This is a genomic window from Streptomyces xanthii, assembly GCF_014621695.1.
Classification (GTDB): domain Bacteria; phylum Actinomycetota; class Actinomycetes; order Streptomycetales; family Streptomycetaceae; genus Streptomyces; species Streptomyces xanthii.
Genome location: NZ_CP061281.1, coordinates 4,636,593 through 4,657,902, shown reverse-complemented (window position 1 = coordinate 4,657,902; position 21,310 = coordinate 4,636,593). Strand labels below are relative to the sequence as shown.

18 protein-coding genes are annotated in these 21,310 nt (G+C 71.1%); 5 read left to right on the top strand and 13 right to left on the bottom strand.

The genetic code is table 11. The annotated features are described in order from the left end of the window. The first annotated feature begins 32 nt into the window (after positions 1 to 32). On the top strand, positions 33 to 1,313 hold the full coding sequence (locus tag IAG42_RS21155; RefSeq protein ID WP_188338537.1) for an LCP family protein: 1,281 nt from the start codon (positions 33 to 35) through the stop codon (positions 1,311 to 1,313). Positions 1,314 to 1,319: 6 nt separating this feature from the next. Here IAG42_RS21155 and IAG42_RS21150 read toward each other — a convergent pair whose 3' ends face one another. From IAG42_RS21150 to IAG42_RS21125, 6 genes are all read right to left on the bottom strand, one after another. Then, on the bottom strand, positions 1,320 to 1,472 hold the full coding sequence (locus tag IAG42_RS21150; RefSeq protein WP_188338536.1) for a hypothetical protein: 153 nt from the start codon (positions 1,470 to 1,472) through the stop codon (positions 1,320 to 1,322). Positions 1,473 to 1,555: 83 nt separating this feature from the next. Further along, positions 1,556 to 2,329, bottom strand: a complete 774-nt coding sequence (locus IAG42_RS21145) for a hypothetical protein (RefSeq protein ID WP_188338535.1) — start codon at positions 2,327 to 2,329, stop codon at positions 1,556 to 1,558. A 7-nt stretch (positions 2,330 to 2,336) separates the two neighbouring features. Continuing rightward, on the bottom strand, positions 2,337 to 7,139 hold the full coding sequence (locus tag IAG42_RS21140) for a putative T7SS-secreted protein (protein ID WP_188338534.1): 4,803 nt from the start codon (positions 7,137 to 7,139) through the stop codon (positions 2,337 to 2,339). A gap of 2 nt (positions 7,140 to 7,141) precedes the next feature. Then, a complete protein-coding gene (locus tag IAG42_RS21135; protein WP_188338533.1) occupies positions 7,142 to 7,789 on the bottom strand; it encodes a hypothetical protein in 648 nt (215 codons plus the stop codon). Then, positions 7,779 to 8,201: a hypothetical protein gene (locus tag IAG42_RS21130; RefSeq protein WP_188338532.1), complete on the bottom strand. Its 423-nt coding sequence runs from the start codon at positions 8,199 to 8,201 to the stop codon at positions 7,779 to 7,781. Before IAG42_RS21130 ends, IAG42_RS21135 begins: the two co-directional genes overlap by 11 nt. A 220-nt stretch (positions 8,202 to 8,421) precedes the next feature. Continuing rightward, on the bottom strand, positions 8,422 to 9,579 hold the full coding sequence (locus IAG42_RS21125) for an acyl-CoA dehydrogenase family protein (protein ID WP_188338531.1): 1,158 nt from the start codon (positions 9,577 to 9,579) through the stop codon (positions 8,422 to 8,424). 225 nt (positions 9,580 to 9,804) lie between these two features. Between IAG42_RS21125 and IAG42_RS21120 the strand changes: the two genes are divergently transcribed. Then, positions 9,805 to 11,130 carry a UDP-glucose dehydrogenase family protein gene (locus tag IAG42_RS21120; protein ID WP_188338530.1) on the top strand — a complete coding sequence of 442 codons (1,326 nt, stop codon included), beginning with the start codon at positions 9,805 to 9,807 and terminating at the stop codon, positions 11,128 to 11,130. A 228-nt stretch (positions 11,131 to 11,358) separates the two neighbouring features. Then, positions 11,359 to 11,697 carry a VOC family protein gene (locus IAG42_RS21115; RefSeq protein WP_188338529.1) on the top strand — a complete coding sequence of 113 codons (339 nt, stop codon included), beginning with the start codon at positions 11,359 to 11,361 and terminating at the stop codon, positions 11,695 to 11,697. Positions 11,698 to 11,720: 23 nt separating this feature from the next. Here IAG42_RS21115 and IAG42_RS21110 read toward each other — a convergent pair whose 3' ends face one another. The 4 genes from IAG42_RS21110 to IAG42_RS21095 form a co-directional block, all read right to left on the bottom strand. Beyond that, positions 11,721 to 12,803, bottom strand: a complete 1,083-nt coding sequence (locus IAG42_RS21110; protein ID WP_188338528.1) for a dipeptidase — start codon at positions 12,801 to 12,803, stop codon at positions 11,721 to 11,723. Between the two features lie 142 nt (positions 12,804 to 12,945). Next, positions 12,946 to 14,142: a dipeptidase gene (locus tag IAG42_RS21105; RefSeq protein WP_188338527.1), complete on the bottom strand. Its 1,197-nt coding sequence runs from the start codon at positions 14,140 to 14,142 to the stop codon at positions 12,946 to 12,948. 5 nt (positions 14,143 to 14,147) lie between these two features. Continuing rightward, a complete protein-coding gene (gene purE / locus IAG42_RS21100) occupies positions 14,148 to 14,690 on the bottom strand; it encodes a 5-(carboxyamino)imidazole ribonucleotide mutase (protein ID WP_188338526.1) in 543 nt (180 codons plus the stop codon). After that, the gene (locus IAG42_RS21095; protein WP_384629227.1) at positions 14,687 to 15,805 is read right to left on the bottom strand and encodes a 5-(carboxyamino)imidazole ribonucleotide synthase; all 1,119 of its coding nucleotides are present in this window, start codon (positions 15,803 to 15,805) and stop codon (positions 14,687 to 14,689) included. The genes purE and IAG42_RS21095 overlap by 4 nt, the downstream gene beginning before the upstream one ends. Positions 15,806 to 15,996: 191 nt before the next feature. Between IAG42_RS21095 and IAG42_RS21090 the strand changes: the two genes are divergently transcribed. After that, complete coding sequence (locus IAG42_RS21090; protein ID WP_188338524.1) at positions 15,997 to 16,527, top strand: GtrA family protein; 531 nt, start codon at positions 15,997 to 15,999, stop codon at positions 16,525 to 16,527. 16 nt (positions 16,528 to 16,543) lie between these two features. On the opposite strand, the gene IAG42_RS21085 is transcribed toward IAG42_RS21090, so the two are convergent. Continuing rightward, on the bottom strand, positions 16,544 to 17,824 hold the full coding sequence (locus IAG42_RS21085) for an ATP-binding protein (RefSeq protein WP_188338523.1): 1,281 nt from the start codon (positions 17,822 to 17,824) through the stop codon (positions 16,544 to 16,546). 316 nt (positions 17,825 to 18,140) lie between these two features. Beyond that, on the bottom strand, positions 18,141 to 18,818 hold the full coding sequence (locus IAG42_RS21080) for a response regulator transcription factor (protein ID WP_188338522.1): 678 nt from the start codon (positions 18,816 to 18,818) through the stop codon (positions 18,141 to 18,143). A 520-nt stretch (positions 18,819 to 19,338) separates the two neighbouring features. Here IAG42_RS21080 and IAG42_RS21075 point away from each other — a divergent pair. Further along, complete coding sequence (locus IAG42_RS21075) at positions 19,339 to 20,859, top strand: peptide MFS transporter (RefSeq protein ID WP_188338521.1); 1,521 nt, start codon at positions 19,339 to 19,341, stop codon at positions 20,857 to 20,859. Between the two features lie 87 nt (positions 20,860 to 20,946). Here the strand turns inward: IAG42_RS21075 and IAG42_RS21070 are convergent, their stop codons facing one another. Beyond that, positions 20,947 to 21,288, bottom strand: coding sequence for a hypothetical protein (locus IAG42_RS21070; RefSeq protein WP_188338520.1), 342 nt, complete (start codon positions 21,286 to 21,288; stop codon positions 20,947 to 20,949). Positions 21,289 to 21,310: the final 22 nt, after the last annotated feature.

Sequence of the window (21,310 nt, the reverse complement as noted above, 5' to 3'; positions counted from 1 at the left end):
GGCACGTACCCCCGCACGGCACACTGGGCCGTATGAATGACTGGCCCGACGGGTGGAGCGACAGGCAGGGCGGCGGCCCGCGCGGCGGCTACGGCCGAGGCAGCGCCAGCGCACGCCCCGAGGGCGTGCGCTCGATGCGCCAGGTGCAGCGACCGGTGCCCCCGCAGCAGCCCCCGTCCGCGTACGACGACGGCTACGGCGACCGGTACCGCGACGAGCCGTCCTACGACAGCGGCTACAACACGGGCCAGGTCTACGGCCAGCAGAGCCGCGCCCCGCGCGGAGGCGGCGGCGGTGACGACTACGGGCCGCCCACCGGCCGCCCGGCCCGCCCCGCCAACTGGGGCAAGCGCATCAAGTGGGGCGTCATCACGGTCGTCGCCGTCGTCGGCGTCACCAGCATCGCCACGTACTTCTGGGCCGACTCCAAGCTGCACCGGGACGTCGACCTGTCCAAGGTCATCAACCGCCCCGAGGCCGGCGACGGCACGAACTACCTGATCGTCGGCACCGACAGCCGCGAAGGCATGACCGACGAGCAGAAGAAGAAGCTGCACACCGGCTCTGCCGAGGGCAAGCGCACGGACACGATGATGATCCTGCACGTGGGTGACAACGGCGACACCCTCGTCTCCCTCCCGCGCGACTCGAACGTGACGATCCCGTCCTTCAAGGGCGCCGAGTCCGGCAAGCTCTACCCGGGCACCGGCCGCCAGGTGAAGCTGAACGCCGCCTACGCGGAGGACGGCCCCGAGCTCCTCGTCCGCACCGTCGAGTCCAACACCGGCCTGCACATCGACCACTACGCGGAGATCGGCTTCGCCGGCTTCGCGAACATCGTGGACGCGGTCGGCGGCGTCGAGATGGACCTCAAGGACGGCTTCAAGGACAAGTGGTCCGGGGCGAACTTCGAGAAGGGCAAGCAGACCCTCAACGGCCAGCAGGCCCTCGCCTTCGTCCGCACCCGCCACGCCTTCGCCGCCTCCGACCTCCAGCGCACCAAGAACCAGCAGGCCTTCCTCGCCGCCCTGGCCCACAAGGTGGCGTCCCCGTCGACGGTCATGAACCCGTTCAAGCTCTACCCCACGATGGGCGCGGGCCTGGACTCCCTGGTCGTCGACAAGGACATGAGCCTGTGGGACCTGGGCTCGATGTTCATGGCGATGAAGTCGGTCTCCGGCGGCGACGGCAAGTCCATGAACATGCCGGTCAACGGCTCGGTCGGCGGCAACCTCCTGTGGGACAAGGCCAAGGTCAAGCAGCTCGTCGAGCAGTTCAACAACGACGAGAAGGTCACGGTCACCAGCGACTGACCGGGGTCACCCGTCCCCGTAGTCCTCGACGTACCGGGCGATGAGCTCGCGCAGGGCCGCGGCCCTGCGCCGGTCCTCCCGCCGGCCACGCAGCTCCTCGTCCACGGCCCTGAGCCGGGCCACCGCGCCCGGCTCGCCGTCCACCAGGTCGTCGGCCACGGGCTCCGTGAGCAGGTCCAGGCAGTCGCTCAGCAGATGCCGGGGCGCGGGCGACTCCGGGTCGGGGTCGCGGTACAGGCTGGTCAGATCCGCGTACCGTCGCCGCCGCCGTAGTCCTCCACGTACTGGGCAATGAGCTCGCGCAGGGCCGCGGCCCGGTTCGGGTCCTCCCGCTGGGTGCGCAGCGCCTCGTCGGCCGCCCGGAGGCGGGCCACGGCGGCGGGGTCGCCGTCCACGAGATCGTCGACGACCGGCTCGGTCATCAGGTCCAGGCACTCGCTGAGCATCCGTCGGGTGGCCGGCGCGGGCGGCTCCGGGTCGGGGGCGCGGTACGGCGTGGTCAGATACCGCGCCGGGTCCGTGACGGTCCAGCCCACAACGGCGCCGCGCTGCACGAGCAGCGCCACGTCGGGGGCGATGCCGATCCGCGCGTCCAGCGGCGCGTCGAGGACGTCGAGGCCGCGGAGGCAGACCAGCACGCCGTCACCGGGGGTCCGGCAGAGCACCGAGCACATCTCGTGCCGGAAGCCCTCGGCCTCCGCCGCGAGCAGCCCGCCCGGCCGCACCTCGGGCAGCTCGGGCACACGGTCGGAGACCTCGGAGTAGGCGGTGCTGTACGGCAGTTGCAGCTCGACACCGACGAGCTTCCGGCTCTCCGGGTCGAACCGGAGAGTGTCGGGCGCGTCCCACAGCACGGGCCCGCTTCCGAAGGTGCCCGCGAGGAACCGCTGCTGTTCCTTCGCGTCCGCGTACCCCGGAACTTCCACGGAATCGCCCGTGAAGCGGGGAGTGGCGGACAGCGGATCGCCCGTCACCTCCGCCTGCCAAGCGCCGTCGAACGACAGTTTCGCGGTCATGCGCGCCTCATCTGATCTGCACTCCAGGGGCCAGGTTGCCGAACTTGCCGGGAATTCTGCCCTCGACGATGTCCTCGTGAGTCACCGGCTTGCCCGGGTCGGACGGGCTGCCGCCGAGTGCCTTCGCCCCGGTCTCGCCCTTGAGCCCCGACTCCCCGTACGCCGTGATGGCCTGACCCTGCTTGGAGCCGGGGCCGTAGACCACGGCGATGTCGTTGTCCTTGCGGTAGATGAAGTTCCCCGCCTGGCCCTGTGACTGATACACGGCATCAGGGTTTTTGAGGATCTCCAGGACCTTTTCGTCGGTGAAACCGTGCCCCGAGTCCCCGTGGTAGTCGGCGTGCTTCTTGAACTCGCCGTTCTTCGCCCGCTCGGCGACCTCGTCCAAGACCTTGTCGACCCGCTTCTGGGCCTTCTCCTCCTTCGTGTACTTGGGCATCAGCCCCAACGGGTCGCACCCCGCGTGCGGGTTGCCCACGTACGCGACCGGGTTCGGGGCCGGGGCGAGGCCCAGGGGGTCCGGGGAGGTGTAGCGGCCGGTCTCGGGGTCGTAGTGGCGGAAGTAGTTGTAGTGCAGGCCCGTCTCGGGGTCGAAGTACTGGCCGGGAAAGCGCAGCGGGGTGTACGCGCCGCTGTCGCGGGCCCACGCCGTGGTGCCCCACAGGGTGGAGCGGGACCGCCAGGCGATGTCGCCCGACTCGTCGACGAGTTCGGTGGGCGTGCCGACCAGGTCCGTCGCGATGGCGAAGAAGCGGCGGTCGATCTCCTCCTGGCCGCCGCCGGCGTCGAGGATGCGCTCGGTCTGGGTGAGGGGGACGACGTCCCGGTGGTCCCAGGTGAGGGCGACCGTGGTCGGGCTGTCCGGCCGGTGGCTGGTCTGTTCGCACAGGGTGAGGCCGTCCCAGGTGAACCGGGTCTCCTCCACCACGCTCTCCCCCTCGGGCGCCAGCCGCTGCTTCGCGGTGCGCCGGCCCAGCGGGTCGTACCGGTAGCGCCAGCGCGTCCCGTCGGGGGTGGTGACGGAGGTCAGGCGGTTCTCCGTGTCCCAGGTGTAGCGCCAGGTGTCGGGCTTGCGGGACAGACGGGTCTTCTGGCGGAGCGTGACCCGGCCGAGCGCGTCGTGCTCGAACCGCACCCCGCCGGCCCGGGTGATCGTGGTGCCGGAGTAGGCCCGCTCCCCCGTCGCTTCGGCGCCCGGGTGCCGGGACGGCCAGGACGCCGAGGACTGGTTGCCCGCCGCGTCGTACGCGTACCGCTCCGTCCAGCCCTGGGCATGCACGGCGGTGACCCGCCCGGCCCGATCGAGGTCGAAGGTGCGCTTGCCCGACAACCGGTCCGCCACCGCCACCAGGTGCCCGTCGGCACGGTACGCGTAGGCCCGGCTGTTGACGGCCCGCGCACCCGCGGTGACGTGCTGCTCGGCGAGGCGTCCGGCCTCGTCCCAGGCCGAGGTCACCGTGACCGCGCCGCCGAGGACGCGGGCCAGCTCCCGGCCCGCCGCGTCGTGCCGGAAGTCGACCTCGCGCCCGCCCGTCGTCAGCCGCTCGGGCCTGCCGCCCGCGTCGTAGGCGTACGAGGTGACATGACCGGTCGGGGTGGTGCGGCGCCTGCGGCGGCCCAAGGCGTCGTAGGTGTACACCATCGGACGGCCGTCCACCAGTTCCGTCTTGACCCGGCCCCGGCGGTCGTACTGGTACCGCAGGTCACTGTCCGGGCCGACCGCTTCCAGGAGGCGTCCCGCGCCGTCGTAGGCGTACGTCGTCACCTGCCCGTCGACGTCCTTGCGGATCACCTGGCCGAGCCGGTCGCGCTCGAAGGCGATCGTGCCGCCGAGCGCGTCCGTGCGTGCGGCGAGCCGGCCTGCCGCGTCGAGCCGGTAGGTGAGCGTGCGTCCGTCGAAGTCGCTCTCGGCGACGGTGTTGCCGGCCGCGTCGTACGTGTAGTCCCAGGTCAGGCCCTGCGGGTTGGTGACGCGGGTGAGGTGCAGCTCCGCGTCGTGCTCGAACTCGTAGCGCACCCCGTCGGGTCCGGTGCGGGCGAGCGGCAGGTCGAAGTGGGTGTACTCGAAGCAGGTGACGCCGCCCGCGGCGTCGGTGTGGGTCAGGCAGTTGCCCTCGCCGTCGTAGGTCCACGACTCGGTGGCGCCGTCGGGGCCCGTGCGGTGCGCGAGCTGCCCGTCGGCGTCCCAGACGAAGGTGGTCACGCCGCCCATCGGGTCGGTGATCCTGACGGGGCGGCCGAGCGCGTCGCGCTCGGTACGGGTGACGTCGCCGGTCGGGCCGGTCACCTGCACGGGCAGCCCCGCCGCGTCGCACACCACCCGCGTGGTCGCGCCGAGCGCGTCGGTGACGGAGGTGAGGCGTCCGGCGTGGTCGTAGCCGTGGCGCGTGGTGGAGCCGGCCTGATCGGTGGTGGCCGTGCGGTTGCCGCGCTCGTCGTACGCGTGCACCGTCCGTGTCCCGTCCGCCTGGACAACCTCCACCGGCAGCCCGAACAGGCCCCGTACGGTGCGCAGTTCACTGCCGTCGGGCCGGGTGGCCGCGACGAGCCGGCCCTCCTCGTCGTACGTGAAGTGCGTGGTCAGGCCCAGCGGATCGGTGCGCGTACGCTGCCTGCCGCGCTCGTCGTACGAGTACCGGGTCGTGTGGCCCAGCGGATCGGTCAGCTCCACCAGCCGGCAGCCCGGACCGAACACGTGCCGGGTCGCGTGCCCCTCGGCCGTGGTGACCGTCGTGGTGGTGCGCCCCGACTCCGGATCCGGGTCCGTGTACGCGAGCGTGATCTGGACGTGCCCCGCCTCGCCGCCCTCGGAGACGACGCGGTCGCGATCGTCGTACACGTAGTCGTAGCGGCTGTTGTTGGAGTCGATCCACGCCGTGACACGGCGCCGCTCGTCGTACTCGAAGGCGGTGACAGCTCCGGACGGCTTGATGACCCTGGTGAGGTTCCCGTCCTCGTAGCCGTAGCCCATCAGCGGCAGGTCCGCGCCGCCCGCACCGGCGCCCGCGAGCGACAGGCCCGTCAGCAGGCCGTCGGTGAGGGACAGCTTCACGTGGTGGCCCGCCGAGTGGACCAGGGCCGAGGGCACTCCGTCCTCGGCGCGCTCGACGGTGACGAAGTGGCCGTTGCGCTCGGTCACGCAGGACAGCCAGGCCGGGCCGTCGCCGCCCGGTTCACCGCCCTGCGGGGCGTCGAAGCGGAAGACGAGACCGCTGTCGGGATCGGTCAGCGTGTAGTCGCCGTCGGCATCCCTCGTCAGCTCGGTACGGGCGGTGCCGGACACGGGCCGGGTGGCGATGCCGGGCACGGGGTGCGGGTACGCGACGAGGAGCCCCTCGGCGGTGACGTGCAGGACGCCGACCGCGTCGACCTCCAGGCGCTCGTCGACCGTGGACGTCCACGCGGGCCCCATGAACCGGCCCACGGCACAACCGGACTCCGTGCGGCGGGAGAAGACCAGGGGCAGGATGCCCGGCAGGGCCACGTCGGTCTGCGGCAGGTACATCTTTCCGGTGGCGAGGTCGACCGGGTCGCCGCCCTGGTCGCGGTCGCCGTCCGGGGTGTCGTGGCTGCCCTCCGGGTCCTCGTCGAGCGCCCTGCGCGCCTTGCCCGCGTCGGCCAGGTCGTCCGCGACCCGCCCGGCCTTCGCCGCGTCGGCCGCCTCCTTCGCGAGGCGCGCGCCCTTGGCCGCGGCGCCGCCACCGCCGGTGGCCACGGTCAGCGCGAGGTCGGGGATCAGCCGCCCGAAGCCCTCGGCGGGATCCTTCATGAAGTCGCTGACCATCTTCTTGCCCGTGCCCACCGGGTCGTTGGCGGCGACCACGATCCCCGCGGCCAGGCTGTTCAGATTGGTGACGTACTCGGCCGGGTGCGTGATGTTGTACGGGTCCGTGGGATTGAGCGCACGCGCGAAGTTCACGATGCCCGCGGCGCCCTTGATGATGCCGCCACCCACATGGTCGCCCATGATCTGCATCTCCTGCGCGCCGTCGCGCAGTTGCTCCCCGTAGTCGGGCTTCTCCGGGGCCAGGTCACGGGCGGCCTTGACCGCCGTGGACGCGGTCGCCGCGGCGGTGTTCCGCTGCTTGCGCGCCTCCGCCAGGATGTCCTGCGCCTCCTGCATCAGCTTCTTGCCGGGGTCCTCGAACGTCTCGCCGGGCCGGGGCGGCAGGGTCGACGGGTCGCGCTGGTCGGCGGGCTGCGCGTTGTACTTGTCGACTGCCTTGTTGAAGTCGTCGACCTTCTTGCGGTGCGCGTCGGCGGCGGCCTCCGACGCCTTGGTGCCCTCCTTCCACTTGTCGATCGCCGTCTGCGCCTGCGACTGCGCCCAGGTGACCGTCTCCGCGAAGCTCTCCACCGCGCCCGCGGCCTTCTCGCACGCGTCCGCGCCGGTGAACCACTTGGGCGGCTGCTTCGACACCGCCTTCTTCAGCGCCTCGGCCGCCTCACCCTTCAGCTCCGTGGACGACAGCCCCTTGATGCCGTCGCCGGTCGTGTCGAACGCCTTCTGGAAGCCGCGCAGTTGTTTCGCCCGGTCGCGCAGGGTGCCCGGACTGCCGTAGACGAGCTTGGTCTTGTCCTCGGTCTGCCCGAGATCCATCTCGTCGACCTCGGCGCCCATCCGGTTGGCGACCGAGCGGGACTGCTCGCGGACCCAGTCCGCACCGGACTCCCAGCCGACGTCGTCGAGCCGGTCGGCCGTCCAGTTGCCCACGTCCTCGACGCGGTTGCCGGCCCACTCGACGCCGTCCTCGACCGCGTCCTCGACCACGTCCGGCGTGATGTCACTGACGATGTCGCCGATACCCACGGTCAGTTCCCCCCGGATTCGCTCTGCTGCTGGGCGCGTTCCTCGGGCGACGGGCCGAAGGTGTCGTCCAGTGCCTGGTTCCAGTCGTCGTCGGAGATGCCGAGCGCGTCCTTGAGCACCTCCGAACGCTGCCCGCCCTGCCCCTCGGTGAGAACGGCGCGGCCGGTGTCCTTCCAGGTCTGGCCCATCTCCTGCCCCGCCTTGTCCCACGACTCGGCGCTCCAGTCCGGGTCCAGGGCATCCGGCTTGAACACCTCGCCCCAGCCCTGCTTCGCGATGTCCTCCTCGCTGGCGTACGGGCTGCCGCCCATCACCGAGTTGACGCCCACCTTCAGGGCGCCCTCGACGTACTGGTCGTGCTCCCACTGGGTGCCCGCGGCCAGGCCGAGCCGGTTCGCCAGCTCACTGGCGTCGCGCACCAGGGCCCGCACGCCCCACTCCCAGCGCTCGCAGAAGTCCTCGAAGTCGACGGAGAGCCCGTGGTGCCCGGTCTCCATCCCCGTCATCGAAAGCTCCGAGAAGCCCTTGCCCATCACCGAGCCGGTGGCGCCGCCCAGTTCGCCGAGCTGATCGATGGTCGCGCCGACGCCCTTGGTGAACTTGGCGACGGCTTCCTTGCCGAAATGCAGATCGCCCGCTTCACCGCCCACGGGCGTCCCCTCCCCGCGGCACGCCGGCGTCGACCGCCGCGCTGTCCGGAACGATGCCGACTACCGGCGGGAAGAACATCGACCCGTCCTCGGTCGCGACGTCCACGGCGAGGCCGCCCGGCTCGTCCAGCGAGGGCACGACCTCGTCGACGATCCGCGCGCCCAGGAGCGCCGCGTACTCCATGGGCCGGTCACGGCCCGTGCGCAGTTCCGCGAACCGGGCGAGCGCCTCCTCGTCCGTGAACCCGCACACCCAGCGCACTCCGCCGGAACGCACCGACCAGAGTCCGCCGCCGGACACCGGCACGAGCAGCACCGAGCGCCTCATCTCGCCGACCAGCGCACGCGGGTCGCCGACGCCTCTTCTCCGCTCCGCGATCCGCTCGGCCAGGACCGACCCCGACTGCTCCACGCCGCTTCCCCCTCGCGCGCGACCTCTGCTGTCCACGGACAAGGACGTGCGGGAGCCCGCGCGGGGTTCCGCACGTCCGCCGGTCGCCTGCCCCGCGTTCGGGTGCGTGAATCCTTCCGGCCGACTCCGGCCGACCTCCGGGAAGACCTGAAGGGGCGCCATAAAGCGGGCAGGGGCGCCCGGTCACCCGGACGCCCCTGCTCTGTCGTTCCGTCGCGCGCTACGGCAGGTTGCGCGCCATCACGATGCGCTGGACCTGGTTCGTGCCCTCGTAGATCTGCGTGATCTTGGCGTCGCGCATCATGCGCTCGACCGGGTAGTCGCGGGTGTAGCCGTAGCCGCCGAGGAGCTGGACGGCGTCCGTGGTGACCTCCATCGCGATGTCCGAGGCGAAGCACTTGGCGGCGGCGCCCAGGTACGTGAGGTCGGCGTCGCCGCGCTCGGAGGCGGCGGCGGCCTGGTAGGTCAGGGCGCGGGCGGCGGAGATCTTCATCGCCATGTCCGCGAGCATGAACTGGATGCCCTGGAAGTCGGCGATCGGCTTGCCGAACTGCTTGCGCTCCTGGACGTAGCCCTTGGCGTAGTCGAGGGCGCCCTGGGCCACACCGAGGGCCTGGGCGGCGATGGTGATGCGGGTGTGGTCGAGGGTCTTCATCGCGGTGGCGAAGCCGGTGCCCTCGGCGCCGATCATGCGGTCCGCGGGGATGCGGACGTTGTCGAAGTAGACCTCGCGGGTCGGGGAGCCCTTGATGCCGAGCTTCTTCTCCGGGGCGCCGAAGGAGACGCCCTCGTCGGACTTCTCGACGACAAAGGCGGAGATGCCCTTCGAGCGCTTCTCGGGGTCGGTGACGGCCATGACCGTGTAGTACTCGGAGACGCCCGCGTTGGTGATCCAGCGCTTCACGCCGTTGAGGACGTAAGAGTCGCCGTCGCGGACCGCGCGGGTCTTCATGCCGGCGGCGTCCGAGCCCGCGTCCGGCTCGGAGAGGCAGTACGAGAACATCGCGTCGCCCTTGGCCAGCGGGCCCAGGTACTTCTTCTTCAGCTCCTCGGAACCGGAGAGGATGACGGGGAGCGAGCCCAGCTTGTTCACGGCCGGGATCAGGGAGGACGAGACGCAGACGCGGGCGACCTCCTCGATCACGATGACCGTGGCGAGCGCGTCGGCGCCGGCGCCGCCGTAGGCCTCCGGCACGTGGATCGCGGCGAGGTCCGACGCGACGAGGGCGTCGAGCGCCTCCTGGGGGAAGCGCGCGTCCTCGTCGACGGCGGCGGCGTGCGGGGCGATCTTCGCCTCGGCCAGCGCCCGGATCGTGTCGCGGAGCATGTCGTGCTCCTCGGACGGGCGGTACAGGTCGAAATCAGCCGATCCGGCCAAGGTCTCTCACTCCAAGCGACGCTAATTACCGTTAAGTAACCCAAATCTTAGGGCGCGGCCCGCACGACGGATACGTGAGCTACGCGACAGCCACAACTTGCCCCCTCGGGGAGCTCCGCATACCCCGACTATGCTCGGGCGCGCGTCGCGGCACCACCGCAGAGCAGAGAAGTAAGAGAAGTACTGGCAGCACCCTGGCACCGACACCCTCTGGAGCTCCTCGTCATGCCTTTGAAGATCACCGTGATCGGCACCGGATACCTCGGCGCCACGCACGCCGCGGCGATGGCCGAGCTCGGCTTCGAGGTGCTCGGGCTCGATGTCGTCCCCGAGAAGATCGAGATGCTCACGCGGGGCGAGGTCCCGATGTACGAGCCCGGCCTCGAGGAGCTGCTGCGCAAGCACGTCGCGGGGATCGAGGGGTCCAGCGGGCGGCTGCGCTTCACGATGGACTTCGCGGAGGTCGCGGAGTTCGGCGACGTCCACTTCGTGTGTGTGAACACGCCGCAGAAGCACGGTGAGTACGCGTGCGACATGTCGTACGTCGACTCGGCCTTCGGCGCGCTGGCGCCGCATCTGAAGCCCGGCGCGCTCGTCGTCGGCAAGTCCACCGTGCCGGTCGGCTCCGCGGAGCGGCTGGCCGGGCTGCTGCCCGAGGGCGTCGAGCTGGCCTGGAACCCGGAGTTCCTGCGCGAGGGCTTCGCCGTGGACGACACCCTGCACCCGGACCGGATCGTGGTCGGCGTGCGCGGGGAGCGGGCCGAGAAGCTGCTGCGCGAGGTGTACGCGACGCCGGTCGCCGAGGGCACGCCGTTCGTGGTGACGGACTATCCGACGGCCGAGCTGGTGAAGACCTCGGCGAACTCGTTCCTGGCGACCAAGATCTCGTTCATCAACGCGATGGCCGAGGTGTGCGAGGCCGCGGGCGGTGACGTCGCCAAGCTCGCGGAGGCGATCGGGTACGACGACCGGATCGGGCACAAGTTCCTGCGGGCCGGGATCGGGTTCGGCGGCGGCTGTCTGCCGAAGGACATCCGGGCGTTCATGGCGCGGGCCGGCGAGCTGGGCGCCGACCAGGCGCTGACGTTCCTGCGCGAGATCGACTCCGTGAACATGCGGCGGCGCGGGGCGATGGTCGAGATGGCGCGGGAGGCGCTGGGGGGCGGGGCGTTCCTCGGCAAGCGGGTGGCCGTGCTCGGCGCCGCGTTCAAGCCGGACTCGGACGATGTGCGGGACTCGCCGGCGCTGAACGTCGCCGGGCAGATTCATCTCCAGGGCGGTCAGGTGACCGTGTACGACCCGAAGGGGATGGAGAACGCGCGGCGGCTCTTCCCGACGCTGGGGTACGCGGACTCCGCGCTGGAGGCGGTGCGGGGGGCGGATGTCGTGCTGCACCTGACCGAGTGGCGGGAGTTCCGGGAGCTGGATCCTGCGGAGCTGGGCGCTGTCGCTGCCGAGCGGGTGATTCTGGACGGGCGGAACGCGCTGGATCCCGTGGTGTGGCGGGAGGCCGGGTGGACGTACCGGGCGATGGGGCGGCCGTCTGCTTAGTCGCTCCGCTCGGTCGCCGGTCACGGCTGCGCGCCGCGGCTTCACCGGTTTCGTCGCCGGGTGCGGCTTCGTCGTGGCTGGTCGCGCAGTTCCCCGCGCCCCTGGGAGGCACACTCCGTGCGCCACCAGGGGCGTTGACCGTGGTCGCGCCCCGCGCCCCTGGGAGGCACGCTTCGCGTGCCTCCCAGGGGCTATTTCGCTCTGTAGCGGCGCGCGAAGCTCGGCACCGTGGTGCTGGACTGTCCCGAACCGCGTCCGCTCGCGGAGTTCTACGCTGCGGTGCTCGGCGGCAGCGTGACGGGCGACGAGGGGAACTGGGTGGACGTGACGGCGCCGGACGGGCGGGCGCTCGCGTTCCAGGGGGCGCCCGGGTTCGTGGCGCCGGCCTGGCCCGCGGCGGACGGCTCGCAGCAGTTCCACCTCGACCTCAGGGTCGAGGACCTGGACGCGGCCGAGAAGGAGGTGCTGGCTCTCGGGGCGCGGCTCCTGGACACGGGGGAGCCCGGACGGACGTGGCGTGTGTACGCCGATCCGGCCGGGCACCCGTTCTGCCTCTGCGCCTGCTAGGTCGTGTCTGACCTGGCGGGGCGCTAGATCCGGGGCGAGCCCGTGGGCGGGGTCCCGCGGTGGTGCGCGGCGCGGGCGGTGAACTCGGCGGCGCGCAGCACCCGTTGGACGTTGCCCCAGGTGAGCTGGGCGAGGTCGGTCTCGGGCCAGCCGCGTTCGATGAGCTCGCCGATGAGCGCGGGGTAGCCGGAGACGTCTTCGAGGCCCTCGGGATGCGCGGTCGCGGTGTCGAACATGCCGGAGAGGCCGACGGCGCCGGGTCCCGCGATCTCGCGTACGTGGTCGAGGTGGTCGGCGACGTCGCGGAGCGCGGGTCCGGTGCGGTCGGCGGAGCAGGGCACGAGGCACAGGCCGCCGGACGCGCCGAGGGCGGCGAGCAGCTCGTCCGGGGCGTTGTCGGGGTGGTGGTTGAGGGCCTGGGCGGCGGACCGGGTGAGGATCGCCGGGGCCTTGGAGACGGCGAACACCTGCCGGGCGGTCGCGGGGGACGCGCCGGTGAGGTCGACGAGCATGCCGAGCCGGTTCATCTCCCGGACGATCTCCTCGCCGAACCGGTTCAGGCCGGTGTCGCAGGCCCATGCGGTGCCGCTGAGGGTGAGGGCGCGCAGGCCGAGGGCGTGCAGGGCGCGCAGGGTGCCGAGGGAGTCCCCGGCGGCTTCGGCGGGGGCGGGTCCGATGAGGACGGCGGTGCGGCCGTGGGCGCGGGCGTCGGCGGTCTCGGACGCGGAGCGGGCCAGGCGCAGGCCCTCGGGGTAGCGGTCGACGACGTGGTTGACGAGGTCGATCTGTTCGAGGGCGCTGGTGACGGGCCGCTCGCCCGCGATGTGCAGCGCCCACAGGAGGGCGCCGGTGCCGCCGGCGCGCAGCCGGGGCAGGTCGGTCTCGACGGCGCTCTCGCCCAGCTCCAGGTCGTACCAGGGCAGGGTGCGCAGGGCTTGGAGGAGGCCGCTGTAGCCGTCGGCTATGGGGTGTCGCGCGAGCAGCTCGTGGGCCTGGGCCGGGTCGGGGGTGGTGGGGACCGGTGGGGGCGGGGCCGGGTGGGGGGCGGGCTGGTCGAGCTCGCCGGCCTCGGCGGGGGCGCTGATGTGATCCTGCAGTTCTGCCATGAGGGTCCTGCTTAATTCGGTGAAGCGTTCGGACCACCGTGGCACGCGGTGCGGCAGGGTTTCGCGGTGAGTAGCGCGAACGGGTGAGGGCGCCGAATTTCCGGCGCCCTCACCCGTTCCTCAGGAAATGCCCTGCGATGCCCTACGCGTCGAGCTGTTCCAGCGTCGCGTTCGACGGGCCCCGCCTGCCCTGGAGGTCGCGGGCGACGGACTCGGCGTCGCCGAGCACACGGACCGCGTTGCGCCAGGTGAGCTTGGCGAGGTCGTCCCGGGACCAGCCTCGGGTGACGAGCTCCGCGATCAGGTTCGGGTAGCCGGAGACGTCGTCGAGGCCGTCGGGGGTGAACGCGGTGCCGTCGTAGTCGCCGCCGATGCCGATGTGGTCGACGCCGGCGACCTCGCGCATGTGGTCGAGGTGGTCGGCGACGGTGGCGGCGGTGGCGACCGGGCGCGGGCGCGCCTCCTCGAAGGCGCGGTGCAGCTTCATCGCCTCGGGGGACGTGTCGAGGTGGTGGAAGCCGTGGGCGCGCAGGTTCTCGTCGGCGGCCGCCGTCCAGTCGACGGCGGCCTGGAGGACGAACTTCGGCACGAAGGTCGCCATGGCCACGCCCCCGTTGTCCTTGAGGCGGGCGAGGACGTCGTCCGGGATGTTGCGCGGGTGGTCGCAGACGGCGCGCGAGGACGAGTGCGAGAAGATCACCGGCGCCTCGCTCACGTCGAGCGCCGCGCGCATCGTGGTGGCGGCGACGTGCGAGAGGTCGACGAGCATGCCCTCGCGGTTCATCTCGCGCACGACCTCGCGGCCGAACGCGGTCAGGCCGCCGACGGCGGGCTCGTCCGTCGCCGAGTCCGCCCACGCGATGTTGTCGTTGTGGGTGAGCGTCATGTAGCGCACGCCGAGCGCGTACAGGGCGCGGAGCGTGGCCAGCGAGTTGTTGATGGAGTGGCCGCCCTCGGCGCCCTTGAGGGAGGCGATGCGGCCCTCGGCGCGGGCGGCCTCCATGTCGGCGGCGGTGAGCGCGGCGCGCAGGTCGGCCGGGTAGCGGGCGATCAGCTGGTCGACGCAGTCGATCTGCTCCAGCGTGGCGCTGACCGCCGTGTCGCCGGCCATGTCCGAGCGGACGTACACGGACCAGAACTGGGCGCCGACACCGCCGGCCCGCAGGCGGGCCAGGTCGGTGTGCAGGTGGGCGCTCTGGTCGGCGGCGATGTCGCGCGCGTCGATGTCGTACGTGACCTGCTCGCGCAGCGCCCACGGCAGGTCGTTGTGCCCGTCGACGACCGGGAAGTCGGCGAGGAGGGCGCGGGCCTGCTCCAGGGCCTCGGGTGTGACGGTCATGCCGCTCACTTCCCGAAGCCGAAGCCGGCGCCCGCGCCTTCGACCTTGGACCGCAGGCGCTTGCCCTTCTCGGTGGCCTGGTCGTTGAGCTCCTGCTGGAACTCGCGCATGCGGGCGAGGAGGTCCTCGTCGTGCGCGGCGAGCATGCGGGCGGCGAGCAGGCCCGCGTTGCGCGCGCCGCCGACCGAGACGGTGGCGACGGGGACGCCGGCGGGCATCTGCACGATGGAGAGCAGGGAGTCCATGCCGTCGAGGTACTTGAGCGGGACGGGGACGCCGATGACGGGCAGCGGGGTCACCGAGGCGAGCATGCCCGGCAGGTGGGCGGCGCCGCCGGCGCCGGCGATGATCGCCTTGAGGCCGCGGCCCGCGGCCTGCTCGCCGTACGCGATCATCTCGTGCGGCATGCGGTGCGCGGAGACGACGTCGACCTCATAGGGGATCTCGAACTCGTCCAGGGCCTTGGCCGCGGCCTCCATGACGGGCCAGTCGGAGTCCGACCCCATGACGATGCCGACGACGGGGCGCGAGGGGCTCTCGGGGCTCATTCGGTGATGGTCCCTCTCAGGTATCCGGCTGCGTGACGGGCGCGCTCCAGCACGTCGTCGAGGTCGTCGCCGTAGGTGTTGACGTGGCCGACCTTGCGTCCGGGCTTCACGTCCTTGCCGTACATGTGGATCTTGAGCTGGGGGTCGCGGGCCATGCAGTGCAGGTAGGCGCTGTACATGTCCGGGTAGTCGCCGCCCAGGACGTTGGCCATGACGGTCCAGGTCGCGCGGGGGCGCGGGTCGCCGAGCGGCAGGTCGAGGACGGCCCGCACGTGGTTGGCGAACTGCGAGGTGATCGCGCCGTCCTGGGTCCAGTGGCCGGAGTTGTGCGGGCGCATCGCCAGCTCGTTGACGAGGATGCGGCCGTCGCGGGTCTCGAACAGCTCGACCGCGAGGTGGCCGACGACGCCGAGCTCCTGGGCGACGCGCAGCGCCAGCTCCTGGGCCTCGCCCGCGAGGGCCTCGTCGAGGTCGGGGGCCGGGGCGATCACGGTGTCGCAGACGCCGTCGACCTGCTGGGACTCGACGACGGGGTAAGCGACGGCCTGGCCGTGCGGGGAGCGGACGACGTTGGCCGCGAGCTCGCGGCGGAAGTCGACCTTCTCCTCGGCGAGGACCGGCACGCCGGCCTTGAAGGGGTCGGCGGCGTCCGCCTCGGAGCGCACGAACCAGACGCCCTTGCCGTCGTAGCCGCCGCGCACGGTCTTGAGGATGACGGGGTAACCGTCGCCCTCTTCCGCGAACGCGGTGACGTCGGCGGGGCCGGTCACGATGCGGTGGCGCGGACAGGGCACGCCGATGGAGGTGAGCTTCTCCCGCATGACGCCCTTGTCCTGGGCGTGCACGAGCGCGTCGGGTCCGGGGCGCACGGGTATGCCGTCCGCCTCCAGGGCCTTCAGGTGCTCGGTGGGCACGTGCTCGTGATCGAAGGTGATCACGTCACAGCCGCGCGCGAACTCGCGCAGCGTGTCCAGGTCGCGATAGTCGCCGACGACGACCTCGCTGACGACCTGCGCCGCGGAATCCTGAGGAGTGTCACTGAGGAGCTTGAACTTGATGCCGAGCGGGATGCCTGCTTCGTGTGTCATACGAGCGAGCTGGCCGCCGCCGACCATGCCGACTACCGGAAACGTCACACCCTCAGGGTATCGGCCAATCGGCCGGTTCCCGCACGGGCGACCTTTTGGAGGAACCTCCACACCGGGCGTCTCCCGGCGTTCACGGGGGTCGCTGGCTAGCATGGACGGGGCGGTTGTGACCGACCGCCCGACCATTTCGCGGGGACTACGGGGGCTGAGGCGGCACCATGACAGCGACCACGGAGCGAACTCCCCCGTCCGGACCGAGCGGGCTGCGCGGGCGCTTCGCCGTACTGTTCCGGGAGATCGCCAAGTTCGGGGTCGTGGGCGCGCTCGGCGTCCTGGTGAACTTCGGCGTCTTCAACCTGATGCGCCACGGCACGGACCTCCAGGTCGTGCGGGCCAGCGTGATCGCGACGGTCGTCGCCATCGCCTTCAACTACGTGGGGTTCCGCTACTTCACGTACCGCGACCGGGACAAGAGCGGCCGCGCGAAGGAGATGACGCTGTTCCTGCTGTTCAGCGCGGTGGGCCTGGTGATCGAGAACGGGGTCCTGTACGTGGCGACGTACGGGTTCGGCTGGGACAGCCCGCTGCAGAGCAACGTCTTCAAGTTCCTCGGCATGGGTCTGGCGACCCTGTTCCGCTTCTGGTCGTACCGGACCTGGGTGTTCCGGGCGCTGCCGGCGCGGGAGGCCGTGGCCAGTGCCGAATCGTTCCTTGAGCAGCGGGACCGCAGCGTCCACCGCGTGAAGTAGCCGCAGTCCCGGTCCGCTACCGGATGGTGTGCCCGGCCTCGTCGCCGTCCTGGTTCTTCCGCATCGGGGTGCGCGACAGGAACAGGCCGAAGACCGGCGGGGACGCCTGCAGCATCTCCAGGCGGCCGCCGTCCGCCTCGGCGAGGTCGCGGGCGACGGCCAGGCCGATGCCGGTCGAGTTGCGGCCCGAGATGGTCCGCTCGAAGATCCGCGAGCCCAGCTCGGAGGGGACTCCGGGCCCCTCGTCGGTGACCTCGATGACCGCCTGGTTGCCGGTGACGCGGGTGCGCAGGGCGACGGTGCCGCCGCCGTGCATGAGCGAGTTCTCGATCAGCGCGGCGAGGACCTGGGCGACGGCGCCCGGGGTGCCGACGGCCGTCAGATGCCGCTTGCCGGACGAGACGATGGCGCGGCCCGCGCTGCGGTAGGCGGGGCGCCACTCCTCCAGCTGCTGCTTGATGACCTCGTCCAGGTCGAAGGAGACGGCCGAGCCGGTGCGCGGGTCGCGCGAGTTGGTGAGCAGCCGCTCGACGACGTCGGTGAGCCGCTCGACCTGCGCCAGCGCGATCGTCGCCTCCTCCTTCACCTCGTCCAGGTCGTCCGTCATCGTGATCTCCTCCAGACGCATGGACAGCGCCGTGAGAGGGGTGCGCAGCTGGTGCGAGGCGTCGGCGGCCAGGCGCCGCTCGGCGGTGAGCATGCGGGCGATGCGTTCGGCGGAGCCGTCGAGGACGTCGGCGACGCGGTCCAGCTCGGGGACGCCGTAGCGCTTGTGGCGGGGGCGGGGGTCGCCGGAGCCGAGGCGCTCCGCGGTGGAGGCGAGGTCGGTGAGCGGGGAGGTCAGCCGGTTGGCCTGGCGGACGGCGAGCAGCACGGCCGCGACGACGGCGAGCAGGGCGACCCCGGCGATGATCAGCAGGGTGCGGCCGACCTCCTGGGTGACGGCCGAGCGGGGCTCCTCGACGGTGACCTTCTCGCCCTGCTCCCCCGGCGCGGTGTACGCGATGACGTCGCCCTCGGGCTTCTCGCCGAGTTCGAGGGGCGGGTGGCCAGGCATCTCGATGACGGCGTACCGCTCCTCGATGGCGACCTGGTCCTTGAGGATGCCGACGGTGACCTTCTCGTCACTGAGCAGCCGGCTGTCCACGATGGAGGCGAGCCGCACCGCCTCCGACTCCACCCGTTCCCGGGCGCTGTTGGTGATGGTCCGGGTCTCGACGATGACGAGGCTCACCCCGAACACGGCGATCACGACGAGCACGACGGCGAGCGTGGAATTGATCAGACGGCGACGCATGCCCCTCAGTGTCCCGGATCAGCTGGCCATGGGGGCTCCGCCCCGGGGCCAGGCGGTATCCGTTCAGCGGCTCCACCGCGGGGCGCGACCAGCGGGCCCCTGGGGCGCACGAAGTGCGCCTTCAGGGGCGCGGGGAACTGCGCGAGCAACCACGACGGCGCTGAGGCCGCGATCGGCAGGGAAGCCCCTACGGCGCTGAGGCCACGGGGCTCCGCCCCGGACCCCGCTGCTCAATCGCCGCAGGGGCTTGATTTGCCCAGGCCCCGCTCAGCACCACCGCAGGGGCTTGATTTGCCGAAGCCCCGCAGGGGATCGGTCAGCTCTTTTCGAAGCGGAAACCCACACCCCGCACCGTGGCGATGTACCGGGGATTCGCCGCGTCGTCGCCGAGCTTCTTCCTGAGCCAGGAGATGTGCATGTCGAGCGTCTTGGTCGAGGACCACCACGTCGTGTCCCAGACCTCCCGCATGAGCTGGTCCCGGGTCACGACCCGCCCCGCGTCCCGCACGAGCACCCGCAGGAGATCGAACTCCTTCGCCGTGAGCTGGAGTTCCTCCTCGCCCATCCAGGCCCGGTGCGACTCGACGTCGATACGGACGCCGTGCGTGGCCGGCGCCTCCTTCGGCTCGGCGGAGCCGCGCCGCAGCAGGGCCCGGACCCGGGCGAGCAGTTCGGCGAGACGGAACGGCTTGGTGACGTAGTCGTCGGCGCCCGCGTCGAGGCCCACGACCGTGTCCACCTCGTCGGCGCGGGCGGTCAGGATGAGGATCGGCACCGTGTGCCCCTCGGCACGCAGCCGTCGGGCCACTTCGAGGCCGTCCATCCCGGGCAGCCCCAGGTCGAGCACGACGAGGTCGATGCTGCCCTGGAGTCCGGCGTCGAGCGCGGTGGGCCCGTCCTCGCGGACCTCGACCTCGTATCCCTCCCTGCGCAGGGCGCGGGCCAGCGGCTCCGAGATGGACGCGTCGTCCTCGGCGAGCAGTACACGGGTCATGGGGTGATGGTAGTCCGCGCCGGTGGACGCCTGCGGGGGGAACGGCCGTAGATCACCTCCGCCTTGACCGCGCGCGAGGGCTCGCTGCCCCGGCGATCAGAACGGAACCTGATACTCCGGGTTCGCGTCCTACGGGTCTGGGGTGCGAAGCTGAGAATTGCCTTGGAATTCGCTCAGCGGTTCCTTCCTGGCCTGTGATCCATGTCTCAAGTCCTTCCATATCCCGCCCTGTGGTGTCGTAAGGTGACTCAACGCCTGATGCACTACTGGGGGACCTTTGCAGCGCACCGCGCACTGAAGGTCCCTTTCCTGTGTGAGCTGACGAGTGTCAGCGTCGACATGGAATGACCTGTGGCCGGGCCCTGCGCGCAAGAAGCGCGCCGGGCATGGATCCCGGGCCCGCCGCACCAGATCCCCCAGGGCGTGGGGAGGGCGGCAGGACACCGGTGCCGGCCAGACCCCACAGGGGACACGTCCCGAACCCGGCGGCGTGCCCCCGAGACCCCACGAGGATCGACCCATGGCGTCCAGCCTCACGAAGGACGCGGCCAGCACTGCTGGCCCGCAGAAGACCTTCTTCGGCCACCCCCGCGGACTGGCCACTCTCTTCATGACCGAGATGTGGGAGCGTTTCTCCTACTACGGCATGCGCGCCCTTCTGGTGTACTACCTGGTCTCCGGCGGTGCCGACGCGGCAACCGGCAGCCAGGGCGGCGGTCTCGCGATGACCGCGGCGACGGCCACGGCCATCTACTCCGTCTACGTGTCCATGGTCTATCTGATGGCCATGCCCGGCGGCTGGTTCGGCGACCGCGTCTGGGGTGCCCGCAAGACGGTCACCGTCGCCGGGTTCGTCATCATGGCCGGACACCTTTCGCTGGCGATCCCCGGCCAGGCGATGTTCTTCGTCGGCCTGATCCTCGTCGCGATCGGCTCCGGTCTGCTCAAGGCCAACATCTCCACGATGGTCGGGCACCTCTACGACGGTCCGGACGACCCGCGCCGTGACGGTGGCTTCACGCTCTTCTACATCGGCATCAACGTCGGTGCCTTCGTCGCCCCGTTCGTGATCGGCACGGTCGGCAAGGAGCACAACTGGCACTTCGGCTTCGCTCTGGCGGCCGTCGGCATGGGCCTGGGCCTGCTCCAGTTCCTCATCGGCACGCGCAACCTGAGCCCGAAGAGCAGCGTCGTCCCGAACCCGCTGAGCCCGGAGGAGCGCCGCTCGATCCTGGTCAAGGTCCTCGGCGTCGTCATCGCGGCCGCGGTGTTCTACGGGGTCATCATCGCGATCGGCGTGTACACGCTGAACTGGGCGCTGGTTCCGCTGACGCTGGCCGGTCTGGTCATCCCGGTGGCGGTCCTCGTCCGCATCAAGCGCGACCGCGACCTCAGCGGTACCGAGCAGAAGAAGATGAACGGCTACATCTGGTTCTTCGTGGCCGCCGCCGTCTTCTGGATGATCTACGACCAGGGTGGCTCCACCCTGTCGCTCTTCGCCGACAGCAAGACCGCCGGCAGTGTGCTCGGCATCGACTTCTCGGCCACCTGGTACCAGTCCCTGAACCCGCTCTACGTCATGGCGCTGGCCCCGGTCTTCGCCTGGCTGTGGCTGTGGCTGGCCCGCAAGAACCAGGAACCCAGCACCGTCGTGAAGTTCGCGATGGGTCTGGTGCTCGTCGGCGCCTCCTTCTTCGTCTTCATCATCCCGATGGGCATGGCGGGCGACGGCGGCAAGGTGTCGCCGATGTGGCTGGTCTCGATCTACATGATCCAGACCATCGGTGAGCTGTGCCTCTCGCCGGTCGGCCTCTCCGTCACGACGAAGATGGCGCCGCAGAAGTACGCGTCCCAGATGATGGGTGTCTGGTTCCTCGCGGTCACCGCGGGTGACTGCACCACCGGTCTGCTCTCGCTGGCCGGCGTGGACCTCAACGGCACCGGCATCATCGCGCTGCAGGCAGGACTGGCAGCGGTCGCGGGTATCGCGGTGTTCATGTACCGCAAGAAGGTGCAGGAGCTGATGGGCGGCGTGCGCTGATCGCACAGCGCTGACGTCCGACACGACAGAGTGGCCCGCCGGTCTTCCGGCGGGCCACTCTGTTTCCCTCACTGCTCAGGGGGGGCGCTACTTCTTCTCGGAGTACCCCATGATGAGCGTCGAGCGGAGCGGGCACGTCACAGAGGACTTCTTGCCCAGCGCGACCCACGGCCCGTGGACCGTGACCTGTACCGAGTGGATGAACGGGCCCGAACCACGGTCCTGGTCGCACAGCGCCTTGGCACGGTGCTTGCTCGCCTTCTTACCGCCGACGCTGCTGATCTTGTAGCAGTACGAGGTCACCTTCTTCTTCGCCGCAGACATGCTGGGCTTGTCGCACTTGTAGAAGGAACTCGCGGCCTGCGCCTGGCCGGCGCCGAACGCGGTGAGAGCGACGGCGCCGACGATCGGCATCATGGCTGCGCCCACCACACGCTTCCACTTCGGAAGC

Excerpts from the sequence above, each read along its gene's own strand:
- IAG42_RS21155 (WP_188338537.1), top strand. The coding sequence starts at position 33 with ATGAATGACTGGCCCGACGGGTGGAGCGACAGGCAGGGCGGCGGCCCG.
- IAG42_RS21145 (WP_188338535.1), bottom strand. The coding sequence starts at position 2,329 with ATGACCGCGAAACTGTCGTTCGACGGCGCTTGGCAGGCGGAGGTGACG.
- IAG42_RS21120 (WP_188338530.1), top strand. The coding sequence starts at position 9,805 with ATGCCTTTGAAGATCACCGTGATCGGCACCGGATACCTCGGCGCCACG.
- IAG42_RS21110 (WP_188338528.1), bottom strand. The coding sequence starts at position 12,803 with ATGGCAGAACTGCAGGATCACATCAGCGCCCCCGCCGAGGCCGGCGAG.
- IAG42_RS21105 (WP_188338527.1), bottom strand. The coding sequence starts at position 14,142 with ATGACCGTCACACCCGAGGCCCTGGAGCAGGCCCGCGCCCTCCTCGCC.
- purE (WP_188338526.1), bottom strand. The coding sequence starts at position 14,690 with ATGAGCCCCGAGAGCCCCTCGCGCCCCGTCGTCGGCATCGTCATGGGG.
- IAG42_RS21095 (WP_384629227.1), bottom strand. The coding sequence starts at position 15,805 with ATGGTCGGCGGCGGCCAGCTCGCTCGTATGACACACGAAGCAGGCATC.
- IAG42_RS21090 (WP_188338524.1), top strand. The coding sequence starts at position 15,997 with ATGACAGCGACCACGGAGCGAACTCCCCCGTCCGGACCGAGCGGGCTG.
- IAG42_RS21085 (WP_188338523.1), bottom strand. The coding sequence starts at position 17,824 with ATGCGTCGCCGTCTGATCAATTCCACGCTCGCCGTCGTGCTCGTCGTG.
- IAG42_RS21080 (WP_188338522.1), bottom strand. The coding sequence starts at position 18,818 with ATGACCCGTGTACTGCTCGCCGAGGACGACGCGTCCATCTCGGAGCCG.
- IAG42_RS21075 (WP_188338521.1), top strand. The coding sequence starts at position 19,339 with ATGGCGTCCAGCCTCACGAAGGACGCGGCCAGCACTGCTGGCCCGCAG.